9 protein-coding genes and 2 pseudogenes are annotated in these 11,064 nt (G+C 67.0%); 7 read left to right on the top strand and 4 right to left on the bottom strand.

Annotation, left to right across the window (positions count from 1 at the left end):
• A pseudogene (locus AC1D01_RS08755) lies at positions 1–213 on the bottom strand (serine/threonine protein kinase); the annotation flags it as partial.
• 83 nt (positions 214–296) lie between these two features.
• Here AC1D01_RS08755 and ppnP point away from each other — a divergent pair.
• A complete protein-coding gene (gene ppnP, locus AC1D01_RS08750; protein ID WP_477865659.1) occupies positions 297–611 on the top strand; it encodes a pyrimidine/purine nucleoside phosphorylase in 315 nt (104 codons plus the stop codon).
• A gap of 16 nt (positions 612–627) precedes the next feature.
• Here the strand turns inward: ppnP and AC1D01_RS08745 are convergent, their stop codons facing one another.
• Positions 628–1,332, bottom strand: a complete 705-nt coding sequence (locus tag AC1D01_RS08745; RefSeq protein ID WP_477865658.1) for a glycine-rich domain-containing protein — start codon at positions 1,330–1,332, stop codon at positions 628–630.
• A gap of 79 nt (positions 1,333–1,411) precedes the next feature.
• Between AC1D01_RS08745 and AC1D01_RS08740 the strand changes: the two genes are divergently transcribed.
• The 6 genes and pseudogenes from AC1D01_RS08740 (at position 1,412) to AC1D01_RS08715 (ending at position 7,708) form a co-directional block, all read left to right on the top strand.
• Positions 1,412–1,936 carry a putative pterin-binding protein gene (locus tag AC1D01_RS08740; RefSeq protein WP_477865657.1) on the top strand — a complete coding sequence of 175 codons (525 nt, stop codon included), beginning with the start codon at positions 1,412–1,414 and terminating at the stop codon, positions 1,934–1,936.
• Between the two features lie 29 nt (positions 1,937–1,965).
• A complete protein-coding gene (locus tag AC1D01_RS08735) occupies positions 1,966–4,173 on the top strand; it encodes an ATP-binding protein (protein WP_477865656.1) in 2,208 nt (735 codons plus the stop codon).
• 167 nt (positions 4,174–4,340) lie between these two features.
• Positions 4,341–5,999: pseudogene (locus tag AC1D01_RS08730) on the top strand (hypothetical protein); the annotation flags it as partial.
• Between the two features lie 55 nt (positions 6,000–6,054).
• Positions 6,055–6,624 (top strand): RHS repeat domain-containing protein, encoded by a 570-nt coding sequence (locus AC1D01_RS08725; protein ID WP_477865660.1) that lies wholly within the window; start codon positions 6,055–6,057, stop codon positions 6,622–6,624.
• Entirely contained in the window at positions 6,546–7,094 is a 549-nt protein-coding gene (locus AC1D01_RS08720; protein ID WP_477865655.1) for a hypothetical protein, read from the top strand. Before AC1D01_RS08725 ends, AC1D01_RS08720 begins: the two co-directional genes overlap by 79 nt.
• 77 nt (positions 7,095–7,171) lie before the next feature.
• A complete protein-coding gene (locus AC1D01_RS08715) occupies positions 7,172–7,708 on the top strand; it encodes a ClpX C4-type zinc finger protein (protein WP_477865654.1) in 537 nt (178 codons plus the stop codon).
• A 382-nt stretch (positions 7,709–8,090) separates the two neighbouring features.
• Here AC1D01_RS08715 and malQ read toward each other — a convergent pair whose 3' ends face one another.
• Both malQ and AC1D01_RS08705 read right to left on the bottom strand, forming a co-directional pair.
• On the bottom strand, positions 8,091–9,596 hold the full coding sequence (malQ, locus tag AC1D01_RS08710) for a 4-alpha-glucanotransferase (protein WP_477865653.1): 1,506 nt from the start codon (positions 9,594–9,596) through the stop codon (positions 8,091–8,093).
• 121 nt (positions 9,597–9,717) lie between these two features.
• The coding region (locus tag AC1D01_RS08705) for a glycogen debranching protein (protein ID WP_477865652.1) at positions 9,718–11,064 on the bottom strand (1,347 nt) is incomplete at its 5' end.

Genomic DNA, 11,064 nt, shown 5'->3' with positions numbered 1-11,064 from the left:
GACCAGCTCGCCGTCGCCGCGCGCCGCCATCGCGGCGGGCATGTACTCCTTGATCGCGACCTGGCGCTCCAGCGCATGGTCCATCGCGAGGTAGACGATGCCGAAGCCGCCGACACCGAGCACGCGCAGGATCTCGAATTCGCCGAGCCGGGTGCCGGGACGCAACGCGTCCCCGTCGTCCTGAAGTCCCGCGCTGCCGGTCGGTGTGCTCATCGGGTCAGTGTACCGGGCGTCACGAGCGCTGCGACCCGGCCCTTACACTCGGCCGATTCCCCTCCCTCCTCACCGAGCCGACCATGCCCGCCGACAAGATCACCGCCACCATCTCCACCCGCGCGAACGTCTACTTCGACGGCAAGTGCGTCTCGCACGGCATCGAGCTGCCCGACGGCAGCAAGAAGAGCGTCGGCGTGATCCTGCCGTCCACGCTGCGTTTCACGACCGGCGCGCCGGAGGTGATGGACGTCGTCGAAGGCGGCTGCCGCATCCGCCTGAGCGGCAGCGAGGCCTGGCAGTCGTACGGCGCCGGCCAGTCGTTCTCGGTGCCGGGCCAGTCGGCGTTCGACATCGAGGTCACCGACACGATGCACTACGTCTGCCACTTCGGTTGAAGCGGCGCGGCTGAGTTCAGTCACCACCCCCGCCACAGCCACCGCCCCCGTCGCCACCRCCGTCCCCTCCGCCATCGCTGCTGCCGCCCGAGGCATCGCTCGAATCGCTGCCTGATCCGCACGAGCCGCCGCAGCCGCTGATGTCGCTCGCGCAATGCGTGTTGCCGCGGTCGGCGCCGAGCAGGCTGCAATCGGGCACGTAGTGGTAGCCACCGGGGATCGCGAGCGCCGCGTCCAACGCGAACAGCATCGGCAGACGGCCGGCGCGCTGCGGGTCGATCCCCTCTTCCTTGCAACTCCAGAGCCAGGCGCGGCGCAGCCCGGCCTTGCGGTCGCCGTCCGGGCTGCTCGGCCCGAGCGCCTGCGCCGGCGTGTGGTGCAGCATGCGGCCGAAGGCGCGCCGGCAGAACGCGTCGTAGCTTCGGGTGTGCAGGATGAACTCGTGCCACAGCGCATCGACGATGCGCGAGGGCATCGCGACGAAGCCGCCGCGCGAACGTGCGCACGCGACGAAGAACTGGCGCAGCCCGCGCTCCACGTCGCCCAGCGCCTGCTCGTCCAGCGCCGGGTAGAGGCGGTGCATCTTGCCGCGCAGGAAGGCCGGGAAGGCCTGTTCGCGGATCACGCGCAGGCCCGAGCGCTCGCGCCAGGCCACCCAGGCCCGCCTCGCCAGCCACAGGCCCAGCGTGCCGGCCACGAGCATGAACAACAGGCGTGTCACGGATGTCGATGTCATCTGCTTGAAGTATGCCGTGGCGTCACGCTGCGTCGCGATGTGAAACCAATGCAAAATCCGCCAGATGGGACGATCGGGACATGGAGGGAAACGCTGGGCCTGCGCGCTGTTGGCCGTGGCCGGCCTGTGGACGGCGGGTGCCGCGCCTGCGGCCGACGCGCCGCCCGAGGGCAGGCCGCTGCTGACCATCGCCGGCAGCATCCAGCAGCGCAACGGGCCTGAGGGCCTGTCGTTCGACCTGGCGGCGCTGCAGAAGCTGCCGCAGCAGACCTTCTCGACGCGCACCCCGTGGTATTCGAAGCCGCGCAAGTTCACCGGCGTGCGGCTGCGCGATCTGCTGGCCGCTGCCGGCGCGCAGGGCCAGGTGGTGCGGGCGGTCGCGCTGAACGACTACAAGGTCGACATCCCGATYGAGGATGCCGCCGCCAGCGACGTGATGGTGGCCTGGCTGCTCGACGACAAGCCGATGCCGGTGCGCGACAAGGGGCCGCTGGTCATCATCTATCCGTTCGACGACCAGCCCGAGCTGCGCACCGCGGTGCACTACGGCCGGGCGGTCTGGCAATTGCGCCTGCTCGAGATCCGATGACCGGGGCGGCCGTTCCAGACCCCTTGCCGGTGACCGCGCCCCGCCGCGCCTGGCTCGCGATGCTGGCCACCACGCTGGTGCTCGCGCTGCTGGCCGCGGTGTACGTGCAGTGGCGCCAGTACGACCTGCTCGACAGCAGCGTGCACTACCAGAACGACGCGCTCGGCTGGAGCTTCTTCCAGCTGGAGACCGAGCACCTGCGGCTGCGCAACCAGATGCACATCGCGCTGGCCGACCTCTCGCTCGAGCAATCGCGCGCCGCGGCATCGGAGGCCTTGCAGAACCGCTACGACATCTTCGTGAGCCGCATCAGCCTGGTCGACCATGAACGCGCGGCGCGCATCATGCCGGACCACGGCATCTACACGCAGGCGATGCTGCAGGTGCGCGCCTTCGTCGCCGAGGCCGACCGCTACCTCGGCGAGAAGCCGGTGGCCGCGCTCGACGTGGCCGCGCTGCGCCAGCTGCTGGTGCGGCTGGATGGGCTGAGCGTGCCGCTGCACGACCTGTCGCTCGGCGCCTCGCACCTGCTGTACGAGCGGGTGTCGCAGCRCAACGCCGCGGTGCGCACGCAATCGCAGCTGAGCCTCGGGCTGACGCTGTTCCAGTGCGTGCTGCTGATCGCCTTCGCGCTGGTCGTGCTGCGGCAGTTCCGCGGGCTGTCCGAACGCGGCGCACGCCTGCAGGCGCTGGCCGACAACCTGGCGGTGGCGCGCACCGAGGCCGAATCGGCCAGCCGTGCGAAGAGCGTGTTCCTCGCCAACATGAGCCACGAGATCCGCACGCCGTTCCACGGCATGCTGGGGATGATGTCGCTGCTGCAGGACACGCCGCTCTCGCGCCAGCAGGCCGGCTTCCTGGACACCGCGAAGGATTCGGCGAACCACCTGCTCGCGATCCTGAACGACATCCTCGACATCTCGAAGCTCGAGTCCGGCAACCTGCAGGTGGTACCGCAGCCGCTGGACCTGGTGGCGATGCTCGGCCAGGTGGATGCGCTGATGCGCGTGCAGGCGCACGCGAAGGGCCTGCAGCTGCAGGTGAGCATCGCGCCCGACGTGCCGCCGTGGGTCAGCGCCGACGCGACGCGGCTGAAGCAGATCCTGTTCAACCTGCTGAGCAACGCGCTGAAGTTCTCGAAYGCCGGCATGGTGAGCCTGGCGGTGACGCAGCATGCCGACGGTGCGCTGCTGTTCAGCGTGGTCGACACCGGCATCGGCATGGATGCGGCGATGCTCTCTCGCTTGTTCCAGCGCTTTTCGCAGGGCGACGACACCACGTCGCGCCGGCATGGCGGCGCCGGCCTCGGGCTGGAGATCTCGCGCAGCCTCGCGCGGCTGATGGGCGGCGACATCGCGGCCAGCAGCCAGGCGGGTGTCGGCAGCCGCTTCGTCGTGACGCTGCCGCTGCCGGCGATCGAGCCCGCGGGCGGCACGTCGACGGGCGCCGCCGCAGACAGCGCGGCGGCGATGCAGCCGATGCGCGTGCTGGTGGCCGAAGACCATCCGGTGAACCGCGCCTACCTGGAAGCGGTGCTCGACAAGCTGGGGCACCGGGCGGTGTTCACCGAGAACGGCGAGCAGGCGGTGCGCGCGGTGCAGGCGCAGGAGTTCGACGTCGTGCTGATGGACCTGCACATGCCGTTGATGGACGGCTTCGCGGCAGCGCGTGCGATCCGCGCGATGCCGCTGCCGAAGGGGGAGGTGCCGATCATCGCGCTGACGGCCGACGCGTTCCAGGAATCGCAGGAGCGTGCCCGCCAGGCCGGCATGAACGGCTTCCTGACGAAGCCGGCGCACCTGCCGCAGCTGCGCGAGGTGCTGGGGCGCTACGGCCAGCACCCCTCGACGGTCTTCACGGCGATCGACGGCAGCGATGCGGCGGCACCAGCCTCGCCGCTCGACCAGGCGACGGTCGACAACGTCAGCGTCGCGCTCTCGCCGGCCAAGTATGCGGAGCTGCTGGCCCGCTTCTTCAGCCTGCACAGCGGCACGCTGCAATCGCTGCGGCAGACGCAGGGCCGGCGCGACCGCGAGAGCATCCGCAGCCAGGCGCATGCGCTGAAGGGCGCGGCGCTGAGCCTGGGGCTGCGCAGCGTGGCCGACACCGCGACGCGATTGCAGGAGGCCGCCGCGAATGATTCGAAAACGCCGATCGAGCCGCTGCTCGACGAGCTGGACCGGCACATGGGGATCACGCGGGACCTGTGCGTGAAGCTGGGGTTGCTGGCGGGGTAGGAGATTGTCAACAATGTTTTCCTGCTGACCGCAGAGGCCGCCAGGCTCTTGCGCCGGTGCAGTTGACGCGCGCTTAATCCGGGCCTTCGTGGCGTCGGGGCAGTTCCCCTCAGAGGTTCAGAGGGTGTGACGACACGAGTCGATCAACTGCCTACCGGAACCCATCGATGAAGACGACGACCCGCGCAGGGGTCATTGTTGTTGCGACCTGCCTGTTGAATTCCGCGCTTTGCCACGCAGAGCTTCCCCCACCGCCCGTTTCGCCGACGCCGGTGACGGCGTATGAATACGATGCCCAGGGCAACCGCACCAAGATCATTCGCGATCCGGGCGGGCTGAACCTGGAGACCAGGCTCAGCTACGACCCGCTGTATCGGGTGAAGGACCACACCGACCCGAAGAGTGGCAAGACGAGCTTCGAGTACGACGGCGGAGATCGAACCACCAAGGTCACCGACCCGAGGAACCTTGTTACGCAGTACCCGCGCGACGGCTTCGGCAACGCGMTCCAGCTGATCAGTCCGGACACCGGCACGGCGAACCAGACGTACAACGAGATCGGCAACCTGACGACCCGCACGGACAGCCGCGGCGTGCTGGAGASGTACWCCTACGACSSGRTSGACCGGCTGACGCAGCTGGTCTACARCCAGAGCGGSCAGCCCAGCYWGACGGTSAGCTGGRCCTAYRRCCTGAAGGGGCCGGACTACRSMTACAGCGYCRRCCGGCTCAGYCGCACCGAYCAYCCSAAYGGYTGGTCGCGATTCAAGTACGACCMGMGGGGRCGGGTSMYCGARGCGGTKCARTCSGTSAGCCCKGCCACRGRMGCCAACAGCACCGCCATCGTCAGCACCACACGCTACGGCTACACGCTGGGCCGCCTGACCARCATCACCTAYCCGTCGGGCCGCACCGTCGYRCGCAGCTACACGAGCCGCAACGTGACCGCGATCGGTATGGCCCAGGACGCGAACGGCACGCCCACGCCGCTGCTCAGCGAYATCAAGTGGGAACCGTTCGGTCCGGTGACGAGCTGGAACTGGAACATGGCCAGCGGGACGACGCCGCACGAGCGCTTCTACGACCTCAGCGGACGCGTCACGCGCTACCGGCTGGGCAACGTCTTCCGMGAYGTGACCTACGACGCGGCCGATCGCATCATCAGCTTCACGCACCTGAGCGCCAACGACGGCATCCCGCAGCCGTCGCTGGACCAGAGCTTCGGCTATGACGAGAACGATCGAATCACGCAGGTGACGACGGTCGCGAGCAACTGGGCGATCACGTATGACCCGAACGGCAACCGCACCGGCGTGAGCCTGAACGGCAGCCCGAGCGTCTACAACACCGAGGCAACCAGCAACCGGCTCACGAACATCACGAACCCGGCGAGAAGCTTCGGCTACGACAACGCCGGGAACACGACCACCGACAGCCCGAACTACGCCGCGACCTACGGCCTGAGCGGATCACTCGCAAGCATCACGAAGGCTGGCATCACCGTCACCTACACCTACGACGCCGACAAGCGGCGCATCCGCAAGGTGACGAGTGCCGGGCCGGGCAGCACGGTGATCTTCGTGTACGGACTCAGCGGCGAACTGCTCGGCGAGTACGACCAGGCGGGACAGGCGCTGCGCGAATACATCTGGCTCGGCGACATTCCGGTCGCGATGTTCATGCCGGATCCAACGAACCCGAACGGTGCGCCGCTGGTCTTCTACATCCATGCCGATCACCTGAACACACCGCGGCTCGTCGTCGATACGAACAACGCGACTCGCTGGCGTTGGCTCGCCGAGCCGTTCGGTACGACCGCACCGGAAGTGAATCCGAGCGGGCTCGGCGCCTTCACCCAACCACTGCGATTCCCGGGGCAGTATGCGGATGCGGACCTACGATCCCTCGAAGGGGAGCTATCCTCAATCAGATCCGATCGGATTGGCTGGGGGCGCTCCATCGACCTACTCCTACGTGGATGGCAATCCGCTTTCATTTTCCGATCCACTGGGGTGGAAGCCGGGAAATGTCATGGGCGCGGACGGAGGAGGAGGGCGAATGGGGGGAGGCGACGGACTTGCACTCCTATTGTTGGGTGTGGGCGCAGGGCTTTTGAACGGCAACAACTCGTCGCCGGCGGCTCCAACATCATGGCCTACGTCCAGTGAACCGACGGGCTCTTCCTCCACGGCGCCGAAGCCGGATGGTGGTCCCTTGGCAGCATTGCCGCCGGCCGCCGCAGCGAACGCGCCTGAGTGCACCCGTGCAGTGAATAGCTGCCAGGAGAATTGGAAAGAGTGCTTGGACTCCAAGCTGCAGGACAAGTACGGCCCCTTGGAAGGGTCATCCAGGTGCGAGTCTTGCCGCGAGAAATGCATGCGCTCCCCCGATCAAAGCTGGCCGAGTACGGCCCCATCAAAGAACGGCGGCTGGGTCAGCTGCAAATTTTAGGAGAGAGTGTGAAAGCAGACCGAGTTCTATATGGTCAATTGGCCAGGGAGAAGTCAACTGTCATTCGAAAATATGAAGAACTGACCGCATCAAGAATCGTGGCGGATCTTGATTCAATAGAGCAGGAATTCCTATCGAAAGTGAGGGGTTCGAAGAGGCTCTCGCTGGAGGTGCAGCGTCAAATTGCAGAGTGCAAGCTTGATCTGCTCGCGCTGAAAAATGAACCTGAAGAGCTTGTGGAGAATGTCTATCAGCTGAACTACCGCCTGGGCTTTGCAAGCCTCGACCGACGGGGGACAGTCGACATATTTTTCGCTCAGTATTGCCTTCGAATCGCCAAGCCGGATCGTGCTCGGCTTGTGCTCAGAACGCTCTTGTCTCGTGTCCGACAAGCCGCCGCGTCGAGAAAGCGGTTGGTCTACGATCATTTGCTTCGCGACGTGAACGGACTATTGGCGAGAATTCGATGACGTCTGTCGCGAGTGATCCACAGGGGCGGGCGGCTACATCAAGGAAGAAGAGCGGATCGTGAACTGCAATTGCGATGATGACTGCAAGTGAATCAAATATGCGAAAACAAGTTGCAAATCATCAGCCTGTGGACGCACCGCCGCCAGCAATTGGCAGCAGTCGCGTCGTTGCGTATGCGATTGTCGACAAGACAATCCGCTTCACGGGAAGTCAACGCTTGTTTGTCGGAGACAAGCTTCTCGGCCGCGTGCCAAGAATTGCCATTTGCAGGAGCTTGCAGGTGGGGTTGGAAGACCATTTGATTCTCTTCTGCGACAAACGCTGGCAGATTCTCGGCATGGCCGGAGCAAAGTCTCTTCGGCTCGCAAAATCGAGCGTTGAGCGTCACTACGCCGGGATCGCCGACAAGTGGGTGACTGTCAACGCGACAGCGAAGGCAGCCAAACGCTGGTTGGCAGAAGCGTATCCGGAGGATGTCTGCAGCTTTTGCGGTCAGCTCTCATATGAAGTCGAGGTGATGTTCACCGGGCAGTCGGCGGTCATTTGCTCGTCTTGTGTTGATGCGTTCGCCGAAGAGCTGAATCGACGGCACCCGAAGGAGACCTCCCTCTGACTGATACCGTGAAGCGCAGCGCGATGGCCGTAGTCGCCAACTTCGCGACTACCAAGAGGCCGTTTGCTGGGGCTTGCCTGGATCGACATGCAAATGAGTGATCAAGACAGCTCTCGGAATTCAATCGAGCAGTTCAGACTGCTGGCAAGCAAGACAGACCAAGATCTGCTGGAACAGTCCTCCGATGCCGATCGAGCGTGGCTCTGCAGCTTCATCGAGGCGGAACTCGAGGGTCCGCACAAGAGACGTTGCGCCAGTTCGCGATCGATTGTCCGTGGCTGTTCTTGCGTCGAAGTGCCCGCTCGCGGATATCGTGATGCCGCGGAGTTGAAGAGGGTGATCTCGTACGCGTTGCCTGTAGATGGCGAACGCCATCACGCCATCACGCCACCACAACCCCATCCCGCCCATACAGCCGCGTCAACAGCGCCAGCTCGTGCGCATGGACCGGCTTCACCTGGTCCCAGCTGAAGCGCCATTCCCAGTAGCCCGAGGGCTTGCCGGGGAAGTTCATGCGGTCGGCGCCTGGCAGCCGCAGCACGTCCTGCATCGGGTGCACGGCGGTGTCGGCCACCGAGGCGCAGGCGGTGCGGATCAGGTCCCAGGCGATGTCGGCGCCGTCGGTCGGCAGGTAGGTCGAGGCATGGCGCCGCTGCGCCTCGGTGGCGGTGGCCCACCAGCCGAGGCTGGTGTCGTTGTCGTGCGTGCCGCTGTAGACGACGGTGTCGGCCTCGTGGTTGTGCGGCAGGAACGGGTTGGCGCTGTCGCCGCCGAACGCGAAGTGCAGGATGCGCATGCCGGGCAGCGAGAACTTGCGGCGCAATGCCTCGACGTCCGGCGTCACGACGCCCAGGTCTTCGGCGATGATCGGCAGCGTGCCCAGTGCCTCGGCGATGGCCTCGAACAAGGCCTCGCCGGGCCCCGGCCGCCAGTGGCCGAGGATCGCTGTCTCCTCGCTGGCCGGGATCTCCCAGTAGCTCGCGAAGCCGCGGAAGTGGTCGATGCGCACGATGTCGACCAGCTCGAAGGTGCGGCGGATGCGCTCCACCCACCACGCATAGCCCTCGGCCGCATGCGCGCTCCAGCGGTACAGCGGGTTGCCCCAGCGCTGGCCGGTCTCGCTGAAGAAGTCCGGCGGCACGCCGGCCACCACGGTCGGCTGCCCCTTCGCATCGAGTTCGAACAGGTCCTGCCGCGCCCACACCTCGGCGCTCTGGTAGGCGATGAAGATCGGCGCATCGCCGATCACCTGCACGCCGCGGCTGGTCGCGTGGTCTTTCAGGCGCTCCCATTGCACGAAGAACTGCCACTGGCAGAACTTCCAGAACGCGATGCGTTCGGCATGCTGCAGGCGTGCTGCCGCCAGCGCCGCCGGCTCGCGCCGGGCGAGGCCGGCGCCCCAGTCGCACCACGGCGCCCAGTCGTGGTGGTCGGCCAGCGCCATGAAGAGCGCGTAGTCGTCGATCCAGCTCGCGTGTTCGGTGCAGAAGGCCTGCAGCTCGTGCGCCTGCTGCGGCGTGACGGTGGCCGCGAAGCGCCGTGCGGCGCGCGCCAGCCGGTCCATGCGGTACGGCCAGACGGCCGCGAAGTTCAGCCGGTGCGCCTCGATGCCGTCGGGCGGCAGCAGCTCGTCGGCGGTCAGCCAGCCGTGCTGGCCGAGCTCGGCCAGGTCGATCAGCAGCACGTTGCCGGCGAAGGCCGAGCTGCTCATGTACGGCGAGTTGCCGGGCCCGATGCCGCCGAGCGGCAGCATCTGCCACAGCCGCTGCCGCGCCGTCGCGAGCCAGTCGACGAAGTGGTACGCGGCCGGCCCGAAATCGCCGCTGCCGTGCGGGCCGGGCAGCGAGGTGGGGTGCAGCAGCACACCGCTGGCGCGGGGGAATCTCATGGTGGCTGTCCCTGGGTCACGGAGGCAAAGAAACGCCGTTCGGGCTGAGCTTGTCGAAGCCCTGGTTCGATGCGCGCAGGCCCTTCGACAGGCTCAGGGCGAACGGATCTTCGTCGGTCTCTCACTCAGCCTCCATCACCAGCAGCACGAGGCTGTGTGCCGCCAGCGCCAACGGAGTTTGCACCATCGGCTGCTGCGACGACATGGCTGCCGTGTCGAGCAGCACCCGCCATCGGCCGGGCGGCAGCGCGAACGGAGCGTCGGTGTCACTGGCGTTCATCAACAGCAGCAGGGGTTTGCCGGATCCGGGCGCGCCGATGCGAGCACCGAGTACCCGCTGCGCCGGATCGCCCCAGTCCTCGCCCGCGAGCGGTGTGCCGTCGGCCTGCAGCCAGCCCAGGTCGACGCGGCCCTGTTCATCGGCGGCGCCCGTGTACCAGCGGTCGGCCAGCGGCCGGTGCGTGCGGCGCAGCGCCAGCACCTGCGCGGTGAAAGCGACCAGCGCGTCGTCGACCCGCGACCAGTCGATCCAGCTGGTCGCGTTGTCCTGGCAGTAGGCGTTGTTGTTGCCGCCCTGCGAATGCCCCAGCTCGTCGCCGGCGCACAGCATCGGCGTGCCCTGCGAGAGCAGCAGCGTGGCCAGCAGCGCGCGCTGCAGCCGGCCGCGCAGGGCCCGCACCACCGGGTCGTCGCTCGGGCCCTCGACGCCGGCGTTCCAGCTGTGGTTGTGGTCGTGCCCGTCGCGGTTGCCTTCGCCGTTGGCCTCGTTGTGCTTGCGGTCGTGGCTGACCAGGTCGGCCAGCGTGAAGCCGTCGTGCGCGACGATGAAGTTCACCGACTCGGCCGGCATGCGCCCGCGCGCCTGGAACACGTCGGACGATGCGCACAGCCGCTGCGCCAGCTCGCCGCGCGTCGTCGCGTCGCGCAGCCAGAAGCTGCGCACGGTGTCGCGGAAGCGGTCGTTCCACTCGGCCCAGCCGGGCGGGAACTGGCCGAGCTGATAGCCGCCGAAGCCGATGTCCCACGGCTCGGCAATCAGCTTCACGGTGGACAGCAGCGGGTCCTGCGCGATCGCGTGGAAGAACGCGGCACCGGTGTCGAAGCCGCCGGCCGCCGCGCCGCCCGTGCGGCCGAGCACCGGTGCCAGGTCGAAGCGGAAGCCGTCGACGTGCATCTCGCTCACCCAGAAGCGCAGCGAATCCATCACCAGCTGCAGCACCCGCGGGTGGCCGAGGTTCAGCGTGTTGCCGGTGCCGGTGTCGTTGACATAGAGCGCAGGGTTGTCGGGCCGCAGCCGGTACCAGGCCGGGTTGTCGAGGCCGCGGAAGTGGATCGTCGGCCCGAGCTCGTCGGTCTCGGCGCTGTGGTTGTAGACCACGTCGAGGATCACCTCGATGCCGGCCGCATGCAGCCGCTTGACCATCGTGCGGAACTCGTCGCGCGCCGCGGCACCGGACGAGCCCGCCGC

Source organism: Rhizobacter sp. P3_B12 (assembly GCF_056402895.1).
Note: the sequence above shows the minus strand (reverse complement) of the source record. Positions and strands in the feature narration are given on the sequence as shown.